Origin of the sequence: Clostridium sp. CAG:221, assembly GCA_000435835.1 — a bacterium.
Taxonomy (GTDB): domain Bacteria; phylum Bacillota; class Clostridia; order Clostridiales; family Clostridiaceae; genus Clostridium.
Map to the genome: position 1 here is coordinate 52,213 of FR883404.1, position 15,575 is coordinate 67,787.

Sequence of the window (15,575 nt, forward strand, 5' to 3'; positions counted from 1 at the left end):
TAGGGAAAGCACTTATGTCTGATGCTATTGCCACTTCAGCAGGAGCAGCACTAGGAGTTTCAACAGTGACAACTTACGTAGAAAGTGCAACAGGTGTATCAGCAGGAGGTAGGACTGGTTACACAGCCATTACTACAGGAGCATTATTTTTGGTGGCTATGTTTTTCTCACCTATTTTTGTAGCTATTCCTAGTTGTGCCACTGCTCCAGCGTTAATTTATGTAGGATATTTGATGTTAAGTACTGTAAAGGATATTGAGTTTAATAATATAACTGAAGGTGTTCCAGCTTTCTTAACTATAGCATCAATGCCTCTTACCTACAGTATTGGTGATGGATTAACCATTGGAATATTATCATATGTGCTTATAAATGTCATATATAATATTTTCTTAGCAAAGGATGAAAGAGATAAGAAAAATATATCTTGGATCATGGTGGTCTTAGCAATTATATTTATATTAAAAATAATATTCCTTTAAAAATAAAATTCAGTAAAATTCAGGTAATTTTACTGAATTTATTTTTACATAATATGGTAAGATAAAAAGGGGGTGTTTATCTTGGTTACGTATGATCTAAAGGGAAAAGAAAAGAATTCAAAAAAATACTATGAAACCGCAAGGGAGATTTCAAAAAAAATAGTAAGAAATATAATGATTACAGGTGAAGATTTTTTATCAGACTATATGAAGTATATAGAAGATAATAAAATTGAAAGCCTTAGAAGTAGTGAGGAGTATTCTATAGAAATTTTGCTTATAGGAGTTCTTATGCTTGAATATATGGATAATGGACGTGCATTTATGAATAAGTCTGTTCATTTATATGTAAGTCTTAATGAACTTAGGAATTCCAGTGAAAAGTTTAAGACGTTTATTGATAAGTTAAGGGGGAGATTTATTAATAGAACCCTTACGAAAAAGAAAAAAGGAATAAATAATTATACTCTTTATGATTTCTATTTAGTAATTAGATGGATGGAAGCTGTGGGAGATTTTCAAGAAGAGCTTAAGAGAATAAAAGGATGGTATTTATTTCTAGAGTCAGAGGATAATGAATTTGTTGAAGAGTTTTTAATATATAGTGAAGAGATAGCAAAATGGGTGTGCAGTGTATGTGAAAATAAATTTAGCGATTATTTAAGCAATGTAGATAATTACCTAAACAGCTATAAAGAAGCTCATGAAGGAAAGGAAGACATAATTTTTTGTGGAAGAAGTAAAAATCAGTATTATTTAAATATAATTGGTGCGGAAATTATGAATGATGTATATAAAGATAGATTTATCTCCTGTAAGGAAAAAAGAGTTTATCTACCTGCATGTATGAGAAAAAATAAAGAGACTTGCAAATCTATAAAGACTAATGAAGGATTTAAGTGTATGAAATGTAATAAGGGATGTTCTGTGAGGACTATTACATTGATTGGAGAGCGTAAAGGTTTTGATACCATGATAATTCCACATCAGACCTCTCTTTTTGATATTAGAGGAAAGAAGGAAATAGGTGTTGTAGGTATTGCTTGTATTTTAAATTTATTATCTGGTGGATGGAAAGCAATAAGAATGGGGTTTACACCACAATGTGTGGTTTTAGAATATTGTGGCTGTGCACATCATTGGTGTGAAAAGGATGTTCCTACAGAAATAAATTATTCTGTATTTAGAGATAAATTTATAAAGGATTCAAAATAAATATGAACAATTTGTTAACAATATATTGACATAAAAAAAGTATGAATATAAACTATTTACTATCAGGAAGAAAGGTTAGTGAGCAAAGTTATGGTAAAAAGTATGACTAGCTTTGGAAGAAGCAGTAGTGAAGAAGGTAAAAAAAGATTTTTTACTGTAGAAATGAAAAGTGTGAACAGTAGATATTTAGATATTAATATCAGAATGCCAAAAAGTATTATTTCTTTAGAAGAGGAAGTAAGAAAAAGAATAAATGAATCACTTTCAAGAGGAAAGGTAGATGTGTTTATTAATCTAAAATCATATTCTGATGGTCAGGGAGTTCCTAAATTAAACTTAAAATTAGCACAGGAGTATTTAAATTGCTTAAAACAAATTGAAGATAACCTTTGTGTGAAAAATGATGTTACAGTAACTCAAATAGCAAGGTTTCCTGAAGTTATTACTATGGTAGAGGAAGAAGATAAAATAGATGAAATAGCTGAAGAACTTACTCCTTTAATATCAGAAGCATTGGAAATGATGATAAAGATGAGGGAAGTTGAAGGAGAAAAACTTAAAGAAGATATCCTCCTAAAGATCAGTAAGATAGAAAAACTAGTATCTGATTTAAATGTTTTAGCAGACAATGTCCCTAAAAATTATAAGGTAAAACTGGAAGAAAGATTGAAAGAACTTTCAGGTTCAGTAGAAATTGATGAAAGTAGAATTGCTACAGAAATATGCCTTTTTGCTGATAAATCTACAATAGATGAAGAAATTATCAGATTAAACAGTCATATTGAGCAGGTAAGACAAACTTTAGAATTAAGAGAGCCTGTTGGTAGAAAATTAGACTTCATTGTCCAAGAAATGAATAGGGAAACAAATACTATAGGATCAAAATCATGTGATATGGAAATGACTAATATAGTCATTGATATAAAAAATATTTTAGAAAAAATTAGAGAACAAGTGCAAAATATAGAATAATAGGAGGAGAATCATGGGGATAAAGTTAATTAATATAGGTTTTGGAAACATTGTTTCTGCAAATAGATTAGTTGCAATAGTTAGCCCAGAATCAGCACCCATAAAGAGAATTATTCAAGAAGCTAGAGATAGAGGAATGCTAATTGATGCAAGTTTTGGTAGAAGAACAAGAGCTGTAATAATTACTGATAGCGATCATGTAATATTATCAGCTGTTCAGCCAGAAACAATAGCACACAGATTATCTACTAAAGAAGAAGCGATAGATGAGGTTGATGAATAATGAATAAGAGAGGATTATTACTCGTTATATCTGGACCATCTGGTGCAGGTAAAGGTACTATATGTAAAGCTCTAGTTGAGAAGCATAAAGAATTATATGTTTCTGTATCAGCAACAACTAGACAGCCAAGAGTTGGTGAAATTGATGGAGTAAACTATCATTTCACTACAAAAGAACAATTTATAGAAAGAATAGAACAAAATGATTTCCTAGAATATGCAGAAGTATATGGAAATTATTATGGAACACCTAAATCTAAGGTGGAAGAAATGCTATCAAAGGGTATTGATGTAATTTTAGAAATAGATATTCAAGGTGCTCTTAAAGTAAAGGAAAACTTTGAAGAAGGTGTGTTCATCTTTATTCTTCCTCCATCAATGGAAGAATTAAAACAAAGAATTATTAAAAGGGGAAGTGAAACTCCTGAGTCATTAATGACAAGATTTAAATCTGCATATCAAGAATTAAATTATGTATCTAAATACAATTATGCAGTAGTAAATGATGAAGTGCATCTTGCTGCGAAGAAAATAGAAGGTATTATAGCAGCAGAAAAATGTAGAGTAGATAGAATAAAAGAAACAATATTAGATTCCAAGGAGGGCTTGATTCATGAACAACTCTATGATTAATCCATCAATAACAGAACTTTTAGAAAAGGTAGAAGATAGATACTCTTTAGTAATAGTAACATCTAGAAGAGCTAGACAAATAATAGATGGCAGTAAGCCATTAACTTCAAGTAAATCAAAAAAACCTTTAACACTTGCTATACATGAAGTTGAAGAGGGAACAGTAAGCTATCATAAAAATAACGAGGTAACAGAGTAGATTTATGAAAAAGTGTGTAGTAATTGGTGTAACAGGTGGTATAGCTGTTTATAAAGCATTAGATATAATCAGTGCTTTAAAAAAGAAGGATATAGATGTAAGGGTTATAATGACAGAATCGGCAACGAAGTTTGTGAACCCTATAACTTTCCAATCTTTAAGCAATAATGCTGTAGCAGTAGACACATTTCAAGAAATAAAGGTCCATGAAATACAGCATATTTCATTGGCTCAAAGGGCAGACTTAATGCTCATTGCACCAGCTACAGCCAATATTATAGGAAAAGTTGCAAATGGCATAGCAGATGATATGCTTTCAACTACTATAATGGCTTGTAAATCAAAAGTTATATTTGCGCCAGCTATGAATACTAATATGTACGAAAATAGAATTGTACAGGATAATATTGAAAAGCTAAAAGGCTACGGCTATGGCTTTATTGAGCCAGGTAGTGGAAGGTTAGCTTGTGGAGATATTGGCGTAGGAAAGCTTGCTGATGTTTCTGATATAGTAGAGAGGGTTTTAGTTGAACTTGAAAATAAAGAACAAGATTTAATTGGCAAAAAGGTGCTAATAAGTGCAGGACCAACAATAGCTCCTATAGATCCTGTAAGATTTATAACAAATAGATCAACAGGAAAAATGGGATATTCAATTGCAAAAGAAGCAAGAGATAGAGGTGCTGATGTGGTATTAGTATCTGGGCCAACAAATTTACCACAAATTAAAGGTATAAAGACCATTAAAGTAAATACTAATGAAGAAATGAAGTTAGCTATGCTATCTGAATATAATGATTCAGATATTGTAATTAAATCAGCTGCCGTTGCAGATTATAAGCCGCTAGAATATAGTGAGCAAAAGATTAAAAAATCTGAAGGAGACTGGAACCTAGTGCTTACAAGAGATAGTGATATCCTTAGAGAGTTAGGTGAAAGAAAAATTAAACAGATTTTAGTTGGATTTGCAGCTGAAAGCAATAATATTATAGAAAATGCAAGAACAAAGATTCATAAGAAAAATTTAGATTATATTGTAGCAAATGATATTACTGCAAATGATGCTGGATTTGGTAGTGAAGATAATAGAGTTACAATTTTATCAAAGGATGGAACAACCGTATCACTAGATAAAATGAGTAAATCTGAGGTGGCTTGCAACATATTTGATATGATTTTAGGAAAGCGCTAATTGCGCTTTTCTTTATATAATAGAAAGTATTTAAACCAATATAAAGGTGGTATTTTAAATTTGTATGCAGAAATAATATTAAATAGTGAAGCAATTGAAATTGATAGACCATTTACATATAAAGTACCTTTAGATATGGAAGAAAAAGTTAAAGTAGGGCAAATCGTAAAAGTTCCTTTTGGTGTTAGAAGTAAGCCTGTAGAAGGATTTATTTTAGATTTGAAAGCTGAAGAAGAAATGAAGGTTTCTTTTAAGATGAAGAACATACTTTCTGTTGAAAATGAAGAACCTGTTATAACAGAAGATGATCTTAAGCTGATTAATTTCTTAAGAGAAGAATATCTTTGTAAATATATTGATGCCATCAGACTACTGATTCCTGTTGGAATATTAAAAGGAGCTAAAAGCAAAAGTAGAAATGTCATTGTCTTTATAGATGATAATCTTGAAAAGATAAAAAACAAAGATGGTTATATAGAAACAATTGATTTTATAAAAAAAAATACAGGCAAATATACTAAAACAGAGCTTAGTAAGGAGCATGGGCTTTCTATTTACAAGCTTAACAAGCTCATGGAGCATGGACTTATAAAAAGTGAAGAGGAAATTGTATTTAGATATAACACTAGGGAATATAATAAAGATGTGCAGAAAAATCTAACAGCAGAACAGTCTATGGCAATAAAGGAAATTGAAGAAAGTGAAGAAAATTTGATATTGCTAAAAGGAGTAACAGGATCAGGTAAGACTGAAGTATATATGAGGATTGTTGAAAAAACACTTAAGGAAGGAAAATCAGCTATAGTCTTAGTGCCGGAAATTGCTCTTACACCTCAGATGATTGAGAGATTTAAAGGAAGATTTGGTAGTAATGTGGCTTTGTTCCATAGTAAGTTATCTGATGGAGAAAGATTCGATGAGTGGTATAGGGTAAAAGAAGGAAAAGCATCATTGATTATAGGGGCAAGAAGTGCTATATTCCTTCCTGCAAAGAATTTAGGACTAATTATTATAGATGAAGAACATGAAAATACTTATAAGTCTGATCAAAATCCTAAATATCAAACAAAAGAAGTTGCTGAATATATAGCAAAATTGAAAGGGTGTAAAGTGATTTTAGGTTCTGCTACACCAACTATTGAGAGTTATTACAGAGCCATTAGTGGGGAAATGAAGTTGGTGGAGCTAAACCATAGAGTAGACAATAAACCTATGCCGGAAATGATGCTGGTGGATATGAGAGAAGAACTTAGAAGTGGTAATAAGTCTCTTTTTAGTAGAAGATTGTATGCAAGTATGAAAGAAAAGCTAGAAAAAGGCGAACAAATTATCTTATTTCTAAACAGAAGAGGTTTTTCTACCTTTGTGTCATGTCGAAGCTGTGGATATGTTTTCCATTGTGAAAATTGTGATATATCAATGACTTATCACAAAAATGGATTTCTTGTATGCCATTATTGTGGCAAAACAAAGAAGCAGCCTAATCTATGTCCTAAGTGTGGAAGTAAATATGTAAAGTTCTTTGGTGCTGGTACAGAAAGGGTAGAGGAAGAAGTACGAAGACACTTTAAGAATGCAAAAATATTAAGAATGGACGTTGATACCACAAGAGCAAAAGATTCTCATGAAAAAATTTATAATGCTTTTAAATCTAGAGAAGCTGACATTTTAATTGGTACACAAATGGTATCAAAAGGTTTAGATTTTCCTAATGTTACATTAGTAGGAATACTTGCGGCTGATATGTCTTTAAATGTTCCAGATTATAGAGCAGCAGAGAGAAGCTTTCAGATAATTACGCAAGTGGCAGGACGTGCCGGAAGAGGAGATAAAGAAGGGGAAGTGATAGTTCAGACATATACCCCTGAACATTATAGTCTTCAATATGCAAAGAAATATGATTATGAAGATTTTTATGAAAAGGAATTTACCATAAGGGCTATGATGGGATATCCTCCTTTTGGAAGGATATTATTAATTAATGGCACTGGTAAGAAAGAAGATGAACTAAAAAAGCAGATGATTTATCTAGGGAAAAAGGTAAAAGAAAAAGCTGAGGAGTTTGGTGGTTTAGAAGTTTTAGGACCAACACCTTGTATAATATATAGAATTAAGGAAAATTATAGGTGGCAAATCATAGTAAAAGGTGAATTTTCATCAAAGTTTTCAAAAAGTATTAAGGATATACTTTATGATAAAGCAAATAACGTATATAATGATATAAGAGTAAGTATGGATATCAATCCGAATAGTTTAAGTTAGGAGGAATAAAATAATGGCAATTAGAAATATAAGAGTAAAAGGTGACGAAGTATTAAGAAAGAAATGTAAGCCAGTTGAATCAATAGGTAAAAGAGAAATGATTATTCTTCAAGATATGGCAGATACTATGTATAAGGCTGATGGTGTTGGTATAGCAGCTCCTCAAGTTGGAATCTTAAAAAGAATGTTCCTTGTGGATATAGGTGATGAAAATGGTCTTATGGTATTTATAAATCCTGAAATATTAGAGGTGGCAGGAAGCCAATGTGGAGATGAAGGATGCTTAAGTGTACCAGGTGAATCACATGAAGTGGAAAGACCTAACTATGTAAAAGTTAAAGCTTTAAATGAAAAGGGCGAAGAATTCATCCTTGAAGGAGAAGAACTTCTTGCAAGAGCAATATTACATGAAAATGACCATTTAGATGGTATATTATATATAGATTACGTTAAATAAGAAAGGAATAGAGAGAGATGAAGATAGTATTTATGGGTACTCCAGATTTCGCAGTTCCTTCTTTAAAAAGATTAATTGAAGAATATGGAGTAGAAGCAGTATTTACTCAGCCAGATAAACCAAAAGGAAGAGGAAAGAAAATGGCCTTTTCACCAGTAAAGGAAGTGGCTGTAGAACATGATATTAAAGTTTTTCAACCATTAAAGTTAAAGGAAGATAGAGAGGCAATAGAGTATTTAAAAGATCTTAAGCCTGACTTTATAATAGTTGTAGCATATGGACAGATACTTACGAAGGAAGTACTAGATATCCCAGTGTATGGATGCATAAATCTTCATGCTTCTCTTCTGCCTATGTATAGAGGAGCAGCACCTTTGAACTGGGTTATTGTAAATGGTGAGAAAAAGAGCGGTAATACAACTATGCTTATGGATGTAGGCTTAGATACTGGAGATATGCTTTTAAAAGATGAAGTTGATATAACAGAAGACATGACTGCTGGTGAACTACATGATATCCTTATGGATAGAGGAGCTAATCTTTTAGTAGATACAATCAATGGATTGAAAGCAGGTACTATTACACCTATTAAGCAAGAAGGTGAAACATGTTATGCTAAGATGTTAAATAAAGAAATAGCAAAAATAGATTGGAATTGTTCTTCAAGAGAAGTACATAACTTAATTAGAGGGTTAAATCCATGGCCGATAGCTCACACAAGTTATCAAGGACAGACTATGAAGATTTACGAAAGTTCTTATCTAAATGAAAATTCAAATAAAGAAGCAGGTACAATTTTATCTGTAGATAAAACAGGAATGAAAGTTTCATGTGGTAGTGGTATACTATTAGTTAAAAAGGTACAATTTCCTAATGGAAAGCCTTTAACAATAGAACAATATATAAATGGTAATTCTATAGAAGAAGGGATAAAACTTATATAGGTTTATCAGGAAAGGAGAGTTTTGAATGTTCTATCCTTTTTATTATGATAAAACAATGTTAATTTTGATTCCAGCAGTAATTATTGCTTTTTGGGCTCAAAGCAAAGTAAGTAGTACGTATAGAAAATATAGACAGCAACCTATGGCAGCTGGCTATACAGGAGAGCAAGTAGCTAGGATGATCCTAGATGGTGCTGGTCTTTATAACGTTCCAGTATTACTTACAGGAGGAGAACTTTCAGATCATTATGATCCAAGCAAGAGAGTCATTAAATTATCAAGGGATATTTTTTATGGAAATTCTATTGCAGCAGCTGGTGTAGCTGCTCATGAAGTAGGGCATGCAATACAACATCAAAAGGCATATAAGCCGTTAGTATTAAGAACCAGTATAGCCACAGGAGTTAATGTTGCAAGTCAGGCATCTATGATATTATTTATATTAGGGATATTTTTATCAATACCTGGACTAACAACTTTAGGAATCATATTCTTTTCAGCTACAGTGTTTTATCAACTTATAACACTTCCAGTTGAATTTAATGCTTCCAAACGTGCTTTAGATATATTAGAAAGTAGATCAATACTTTTAGGAAATGAAGTATCAGGAGCTAAAAAAGTTTTAAGTGCTGCAGCAATGACGTATGTGGCAGCAGCATTAATGTCAATAAGTCAATTATTAAGGCTTATACTAATAAATAATAGAAATAACGATTAAGAGGTAGTTTATGAACAGTAGAGAAATTGCATTAAATATAGTAAGTAGAGTTTTAGACGAGGGTGCTTATTCAAATTTAGTTCTTTCAAAAGAATTAAATGAATCAAATTTAGATGATAAAGATAGAGCGCTAGTTACAGAATTAGTTTATGGAACAATAAGAAGAAAAAATACATTAGATACAATAATATCTAACTTCGTAAAAGATATTAAGCTTATGGATAAGAAGGTTCTTAATATATTACGAATTGCTATTTATCAAATGCACTTTTTAGATAAAGTTCCAGAATTTGCAGCATGTAATGAAGCAGTTGAATTAGCTAAAGCCATTTCAGAACAAAATGGAAAGTTAGTAAATGGAATATTAAGAAGCTATACAAAAAACCCAGACGATATAGAAGTAAGTAATGGAGTAGTTGATAGATTAGCATATCAATATTCATATGAGCCATGGTTTATAAGAATGATTTATAAGCAATATGGTGAAAAAGATGGAAAGAGAATATTAAGTGGATTAAATCAAACGCCTAAAGTTACTGTAAGAGTAAATAACACAAAGGCTGATTTTGATGAAGTTTATGATAGACTTGAAGAAATGGGATATGATGTTGAAGAAGGATATGCTTGTCCAGAAGCAATAATCATTAGAGGTGGAAGATCAATTGAAAGTAACCCATTATTTATAGAGGGAGCAATAACAGTTCAAGATGAAAGTGCAATGCTTGTAGCACCACTTCTAGATTTAGAAGAAAATGATACTGTTTTAGATTTATGTGCTGCACCAGGTGGAAAGACTACACATATTGCTGAATTATTAGAAGGAAAAGGTAAAGTTTACGGATTTGATTTACATGAAAATAAATTATCTTTAATTAAAGAAAATGCTGAGAGATTAGGATTAAACAATATAGAAGTTAAGGAAATGGATGCAACAAAGATGGATTCTTTATATGTATCATCAGCTGATAAGGTTCTTATTGACGTTCCATGTTCAGGAATTGGAATTATAAGAAAGAAACCAGAAATCAAATGGAATAAGACAAGAAAGTCATTAAAAGAATTAATTCCTACTCAAAGAGAAATTATGGAAAATTCATGGCAATATTTAAAGAATGGCGGAACTATGATTTATTCTACATGTACATTAAATAAAGAAGAAAATGAAGACAATGTTGAATGGTTCTTAAATAAGCATAAAGATGCAAAAGTTGAAAAAATATTCTTAGGAAATATGGATAACTTTGTATATAATGCAGATGGATCATTAACAATACTTCCAAATGAATATATGGATGGATTCTATATTGCTAAGATAGTTAAGAAATAGCAGGTGGAAATATGTTAAATTTATTAGATTATACATTAGATGAATTACAAAACTGGATGAAAGAAAATAATGAATCAGCATTTAGAGCTAAACAAGTGTTTTCATGGATATATAAAAAAGTATATAATTTTAATGACATGAATAATATTCCCAAATCCCTAAAGGAAAAGCTAGAAAATTCATTTATTATAGATATGCCAAAAATTGAGCATGTATATGAATCAGCAGTGGATGGAACAAAAAAAATATTATTAGCCCTTAAAGATGGAAATTTAATTGAATGTGTTCTTATGAAATATAAGCATGGAAATTCAATTTGTATTTCAACGCAAGTAGGATGCAGAATGGGATGTAAGTTCTGTGCTTCTACTTTAGGAGGCAGAATAAGAAATTTAACTGCAGGTGAAATTTTATCAGAGATAATAGTAGCTCAGAATTATTTAGGAGAAAGAATTTCTAATATTGTGCTTATGGGAAGTGGTGAACCTTTAGATAACTATGATAATGTTGTTAAGTTTTTAGAACTTGTTAATGCTGAATATGGACTTAATATAGGCCAAAGACATATAACGCTATCAACATGTGGAATAGTACCTAAGATATATGAATTAGCAGATTTAGAACTAAGTGTTACTTTAGCTATATCGCTTCATGCCTTTAGCGACGAGAAGAGAAAAGAAATTATGCCTATTGCAAAAAAATATTCTATTAGTGAAATCCTTGAAGCTTGTGAGTACTATATAAACAAGACTGGCAGAAGAATAACCTTTGAATATTCACTAGTGGCAGGAGTGAATGATGGTAAAGAAGATGCAAAATCCCTTTCTAAACTTTTAAAGGGAATGCTGTGTCATGTTAACCTTATTCCAGTAAATGAAATAAAGGAAAATACATTAAAGAGACCATCAAAGAAAAATATATTAGAATTTGAAGAAATTTTAAAAGATAATGGAATAGAAGTAACCGTTAGAAGAGAAATGGGAACAGACATAAATGCAGCTTGCGGCCAGCTAAGACGAAGTTATTTAGAAGAAAATAAATAGTATATTTGGAGGGGCATATGGTTGGAATTAAGAGCGATGCTGGCAATGTAAGGGAACTAAATGAAGATTATGCATCATTTATTGAAGATGAGCGATTTAAAATTTATTTAGTTGCTGATGGCATGGGTGGACATAATGCCGGAGAAATTGCCAGCAAGTTAGCTGTAAAAAGCATAATACGATATTTACTGGAACATTCAGAAGAAGATGAAAATCTTCTTTTGAATGCAGTTAAATACGCTAATAATGAAATATATGAAATATCTCAAAAAAATGATAAGTGTAAAGGTATGGGGACTACTATCACAGGTTGTTTTATTAAAGGAGATATGATTCAGGTGGTAAATGTAGGAGATAGCTGTTGTTTTTCTATTAAAGATAATGAAATAAAAAAGGTGACGAAAGATCACTCCTGGGTACAAGAGCTCATAGATGCTGGAGCTATAACAGAAGAAGAAGGAAGAGTACATCCTAAAAAGAATATTATCACTCGAGCTTTAGGAACTAATTCATCAGTTAAAATAGATATATTTAATATTGATAAGAGTGAAAGTAGCATGTTTTTATTATGTTCTGATGGACTATCAAATGAGGTACGAAAAGAAGAAATGATTGAAATAGTTAATAAATGCAAAGACTTTAATGAAGCATGTGAAAAATTAGTTGATTTAGCCAAATCTAGAGGGGGAAAAGATAATATTACTGTTTTGCTATTTGGAGGAGAGGTGTAAAGATGATTGGAGAAATATTAGGTGATAGATATGAGCTTATTGAAGTAATAGGCGAAGGCGGAATGGCTATTGTATATAAAGCCAAAGATAAAAAGTTAAATAGATTAGTGGCAGTTAAAATATTGAAGAAGGAATTTTCAGATAATAAAGACATTGCAGAAAAGTTTAAAAGAGAAGCAACAGCAATAGCTAATCTATCTGATACCAATATTGTTAATGTTTTAGATGTAGGCCATGAAGATGAAGGTAACATAGATTATTTTGTTATGGAATATGTAAGCGGAAAAACATTAAAGGATTTTATTGTTTTTAATGGAAAGTTAAATTATACTACAGCAATAGAAATTGCTATCCAAATAGCAAAAGCATTAGATTGTGCTCATAGAAATAATATTATTCACAGAGATATTAAGCCACAAAATATTTTAGTAACAGAAAATGGTGATGTCAAGGTTACTGATTTTGGTATTGCCAAAAGTTCTACAGCATCAACAATAACTAATACAACTACAATTATGGGATCTGCCCATTATTTATCTCCAGAACAGGCAAAAGGTACATTTATAGATGGAAGATCAGATATTTATTCTTTAGGTATAGTTTTATATGAAATGTTAACTGGAAGACTTCCTTTTGATGGAGAATCACCTGTGACCATTGCATTAAAACATATACAAGAAGATGCGGTACCACCAAAAGATATTAATTTAGCAATACCAGATAGTTTGAATGCATTGGTTTTAAAATGTATGGCAAAAGAAGCTACTGATAGATATGCCAATGTGAAAGAATTAATGATGGATTTACAAAAAATTAAAGATGATCCTAATGCAATAATCAATAGTAAAGTAAGTGCATATGATAGCAAAACAATAATTATGACTCCTATAACTGAAAAGCAAATGAATACTGCAAAAGTTGATAAAGTTCAGGCTAAGGTTGTTAATAGTTCAGTTATTGACGATGATTATGATGAGTATGATGAATATGATGACGATGAGTATGAAGATGATGACGAAGATGAATTAGAAAATACTCCTGTGAAGAGAACAAAAGAAACAAATGTAAAGAAACCAAGAAAGTCAAGAAAAGGAATAATTATAGGAATTATAACAATAGCTATTCTAGCTATTATGATACCGCTTGGTATGTATTTTACCAGTGGAGCTAAAGAAGTTTCTATACCTAAGATTGTTGGATTATCACAAGATGAAGCAAAGAGTGTATTAAAGAAGTTAGGTTTAACTATGGAAGTGGATTCAACTAAATATGATGAAAATTATAAAGAAGGATGTATAATATCTTCTAATCCAGCTGAAGGAACAACAGTAAAAACTAATACCATAGTAAAAGTTATTGTTTCTAGTGGTAAAGAAAAAGTTAAAATGCCAGATGTAAGGGATTTAAGCAGTGATGCAGCTGTAAGTGCATTAGAAGATAGAGGACTTATAGCCTCTCTTTCATATGATTATAGTGATACAGTTGAATACGGATATGTTATTAGCCAATCAATAAATAAGAATGAAGAAGTTGAAAAAGGGACTAAAATTTCTTTAGTAATTAGCTTAGGAACAGAAGTAAAATGGGTAACTGTTGAAAATGTTATGGGATATAATGAGAGTGATGCAGTTGCAGTTTTAGAAAACCAAGGCATTGAGGTGAATATTACCACTGAAAATACAAGTAATGAATCAGAAGATGGAATAGTGCTTAATCAATCAATTTATGGAATTGATGTTAAAGTTGGAACAATGGTTACACTTACTGTAGGTAAATATGTTGAAACATCTTATAAAGTTTCTGATTATGTATATATAGGTCAGCCTTTATCTGAAGCTATAGCTGCTTTAGAAGGTGCAGGGCTTTCATATGAAATAAGTGGTGCTGTTTCTGGTGATGATTATGCTAATTATTCAATAACAGGATATACTCAAGAAGTTAAGAAAAATGAACCTGTAAAGTTAAAGGCAAAGAAAGATATAACAGGTGGTACAACTGGAACTACTTCTGGTGATACAACAACTGGAACAAATAATGATGACACAACTTCTAAAGAAGATACTGAAGTTACAGGTAATGATATATCTAGTGATACCATGACTGGGGGCTTTACAGATATATTTAATTGGCATCTTAACTAGATAAAAAAGATTGCACATGTGTGCAGTCTTTTTTTATAATAGTAAAAAAATAATTGCATTTTTTTATAGAAACTGTTTATTATAGATATGAGAGTAAAAAAGATGGAGGTACCATGAAAGGAAAAATTATTAAAGGAATAGGCGGATTTTATTATATTAAAACTGAAGAAGGGCTAATAGAATGTAAGGCTAGAGGAAAATTCAGACATAGGGACATGAAACCTATGGTGGGAGATGATGTTGAAATTACTTTTGAGGGAAGCAAGGGTGTGATAGAAAACATCTATGACAGAAGCTCAGAACTTATTAGGCCTACAGTAGCTAATGTAACTCAGGCATTTGTTGTATTTTCCATAAAGAATCCAGATATTAACTTTGACTTACTAAATAGATTTTTAGTTTTATGTGAGCATAATAATATACATGCTATTGTATGTTTGAATAAGGTTGATTTAGTAAGTGATGAAGAAAAAGAGGAAATAAAGAATAAGATAAATGCAATTGGTTATGATGTGTTATATATAAATGCAAAGAAAGGTATCGGAGTAGAGACCTTAAGAGAAAAGATAAAAAATAATGTTACCGTGTTATGTGGACCTTCAGGAGCAGGGAAATCTACATTAATAAATACTCTAAAGGAAAGTTATCATATGGAAACAGGAGAAGTTTCTGAAAAGATAGGTAGAGGAAGACATACAACAAGACATAGTGAGCTTATAGATGTTGAGGATGGATATATAGTAGATACTCCAGGGTTTTCAACTTTAGAAGTTACTTTTATTGAAAAGGATGATCTTAAATATTGTTTCCCAGAGTTTGAGGAATATAATAATAGTTGTAAATTTAGAGGTTGCCTACATTATAAGGAACCTAACTGTGCAGTGAAGAATGCAGTTGAAGAAGGGTACATAAATAAATTGAGATATGAATTTTATATAAGAACATTAGAAGAAATAATGAATGGGAGGAAGTATTAA

At 31.1% G+C, this 15,575-nt stretch carries 16 protein-coding genes; all 16 read left to right on the plus strand.

The genetic code is table 11. From position 1 onward, the window contains the following. Positions 1–482 (plus strand): solute carrier family 23 protein (locus Q5O44_RS08660; RefSeq protein ID WP_302637689.1); only part of this gene is annotated, 482 nt, incomplete at its 5' end. 81 nt (positions 483–563) lie between these two features. Then, positions 564–1,697 carry a DUF116 domain-containing protein gene (locus tag Q5O44_RS08665; protein ID WP_022168017.1) on the plus strand — a complete coding sequence of 378 codons (1,134 nt, stop codon included), beginning with the start codon at positions 564–566 and terminating at the stop codon, positions 1,695–1,697. 90 nt (positions 1,698–1,787) lie between these two features. After that, positions 1,788–2,669 carry a YicC/YloC family endoribonuclease gene (locus Q5O44_RS08670; RefSeq protein ID WP_022168018.1) on the plus strand — a complete coding sequence of 294 codons (882 nt, stop codon included), beginning with the start codon at positions 1,788–1,790 and terminating at the stop codon, positions 2,667–2,669. A gap of 13 nt (positions 2,670–2,682) precedes the next feature. Continuing rightward, positions 2,683–2,952 (plus strand): extracellular matrix/biofilm regulator RemA, encoded by a 270-nt coding sequence (remA, locus tag Q5O44_RS08675; protein WP_022168019.1) that lies wholly within the window; start codon positions 2,683–2,685, stop codon positions 2,950–2,952. After that, the gene (gmk, locus tag Q5O44_RS08680) at positions 2,952–3,584 is read left to right on the plus strand and encodes a guanylate kinase (RefSeq protein WP_022168020.1); all 633 of its coding nucleotides are present in this window, start codon (positions 2,952–2,954) and stop codon (positions 3,582–3,584) included. Before remA ends, gmk begins: the two co-directional genes overlap by 1 nt. Continuing rightward, on the plus strand, positions 3,565–3,783 hold the full coding sequence (gene rpoZ / locus Q5O44_RS08685; RefSeq protein WP_022168021.1) for a DNA-directed RNA polymerase subunit omega: 219 nt from the start codon (positions 3,565–3,567) through the stop codon (positions 3,781–3,783). Before gmk ends, rpoZ begins: the two co-directional genes overlap by 20 nt. A 4-nt stretch (positions 3,784–3,787) precedes the next feature. Beyond that, positions 3,788–4,975, plus strand: coding sequence for a bifunctional phosphopantothenoylcysteine decarboxylase/phosphopantothenate--cysteine ligase CoaBC (gene coaBC / locus Q5O44_RS08690; RefSeq protein ID WP_022168022.1), 1,188 nt, complete (start codon positions 3,788–3,790; stop codon positions 4,973–4,975). Positions 4,976–5,035: 60 nt separating this feature from the next. Beyond that, positions 5,036–7,237, plus strand: coding sequence for a primosomal protein N' (gene priA / locus Q5O44_RS08695; protein WP_022168023.1), 2,202 nt, complete (start codon positions 5,036–5,038; stop codon positions 7,235–7,237). 13 nt (positions 7,238–7,250) lie between these two features. Continuing rightward, entirely contained in the window at positions 7,251–7,694 is a 444-nt protein-coding gene (gene def / locus Q5O44_RS08700; protein WP_022168024.1) for a peptide deformylase, read from the plus strand. Between the two features lie 17 nt (positions 7,695–7,711). Further along, positions 7,712–8,638, plus strand: coding sequence for a methionyl-tRNA formyltransferase (fmt, locus tag Q5O44_RS08705; protein ID WP_022168025.1), 927 nt, complete (start codon positions 7,712–7,714; stop codon positions 8,636–8,638). 25 nt (positions 8,639–8,663) lie between these two features. Next, positions 8,664–9,356 (plus strand): zinc metallopeptidase, encoded by a 693-nt coding sequence (locus Q5O44_RS08710; protein ID WP_022168026.1) that lies wholly within the window; start codon positions 8,664–8,666, stop codon positions 9,354–9,356. 10 nt (positions 9,357–9,366) lie between these two features. After that, positions 9,367–10,683 (plus strand): 16S rRNA (cytosine(967)-C(5))-methyltransferase RsmB, encoded by a 1,317-nt coding sequence (rsmB, locus tag Q5O44_RS08715; protein ID WP_022168027.1) that lies wholly within the window; start codon positions 9,367–9,369, stop codon positions 10,681–10,683. Positions 10,684–10,694: 11 nt separating this feature from the next. Then, entirely contained in the window at positions 10,695–11,726 is a 1,032-nt protein-coding gene (gene rlmN / locus Q5O44_RS08720; RefSeq protein ID WP_022168028.1) for a 23S rRNA (adenine(2503)-C(2))-methyltransferase RlmN, read from the plus strand. Between the two features lie 17 nt (positions 11,727–11,743). Continuing rightward, positions 11,744–12,457, plus strand: coding sequence for a Stp1/IreP family PP2C-type Ser/Thr phosphatase (locus tag Q5O44_RS08725; protein WP_022168029.1), 714 nt, complete (start codon positions 11,744–11,746; stop codon positions 12,455–12,457). 2 nt (positions 12,458–12,459) lie between these two features. Further along, on the plus strand, positions 12,460–14,598 hold the full coding sequence (gene pknB, locus Q5O44_RS08730; RefSeq protein ID WP_022168030.1) for a Stk1 family PASTA domain-containing Ser/Thr kinase: 2,139 nt from the start codon (positions 12,460–12,462) through the stop codon (positions 14,596–14,598). Positions 14,599–14,711: 113 nt separating this feature from the next. Further along, a complete protein-coding gene (gene rsgA, locus Q5O44_RS08735) occupies positions 14,712–15,575 on the plus strand; it encodes a ribosome small subunit-dependent GTPase A (RefSeq protein WP_022168031.1) in 864 nt (287 codons plus the stop codon).

Excerpts from the sequence above, each read along its gene's own strand:
- Q5O44_RS08670 (WP_022168018.1), top strand. The coding sequence starts at position 1,788 with ATGGTAAAAAGTATGACTAGCTTTGGAAGAAGCAGTAGTGAAGAAGGT.
- remA (WP_022168019.1), top strand. The coding sequence starts at position 2,683 with ATGGGGATAAAGTTAATTAATATAGGTTTTGGAAACATTGTTTCTGCA.
- gmk (WP_022168020.1), top strand. The coding sequence starts at position 2,952 with ATGAATAAGAGAGGATTATTACTCGTTATATCTGGACCATCTGGTGCA.
- rpoZ (WP_022168021.1), top strand. The coding sequence starts at position 3,565 with ATGAACAACTCTATGATTAATCCATCAATAACAGAACTTTTAGAAAAG.
- coaBC (WP_022168022.1), top strand. The coding sequence starts at position 3,788 with ATGAAAAAGTGTGTAGTAATTGGTGTAACAGGTGGTATAGCTGTTTAT.
- def (WP_022168024.1), top strand. The coding sequence starts at position 7,251 with ATGGCAATTAGAAATATAAGAGTAAAAGGTGACGAAGTATTAAGAAAG.
- fmt (WP_022168025.1), top strand. The coding sequence starts at position 7,712 with ATGAAGATAGTATTTATGGGTACTCCAGATTTCGCAGTTCCTTCTTTA.
- Q5O44_RS08710 (WP_022168026.1), top strand. The coding sequence starts at position 8,664 with ATGTTCTATCCTTTTTATTATGATAAAACAATGTTAATTTTGATTCCA.
- rsmB (WP_022168027.1), top strand. The coding sequence starts at position 9,367 with ATGAACAGTAGAGAAATTGCATTAAATATAGTAAGTAGAGTTTTAGAC.
- rlmN (WP_022168028.1), top strand. The coding sequence starts at position 10,695 with ATGTTAAATTTATTAGATTATACATTAGATGAATTACAAAACTGGATG.
- Q5O44_RS08725 (WP_022168029.1), top strand. The coding sequence starts at position 11,744 with ATGGTTGGAATTAAGAGCGATGCTGGCAATGTAAGGGAACTAAATGAA.
- pknB (WP_022168030.1), top strand. The coding sequence starts at position 12,460 with ATGATTGGAGAAATATTAGGTGATAGATATGAGCTTATTGAAGTAATA.
- rsgA (WP_022168031.1), top strand. The coding sequence starts at position 14,712 with ATGAAAGGAAAAATTATTAAAGGAATAGGCGGATTTTATTATATTAAA.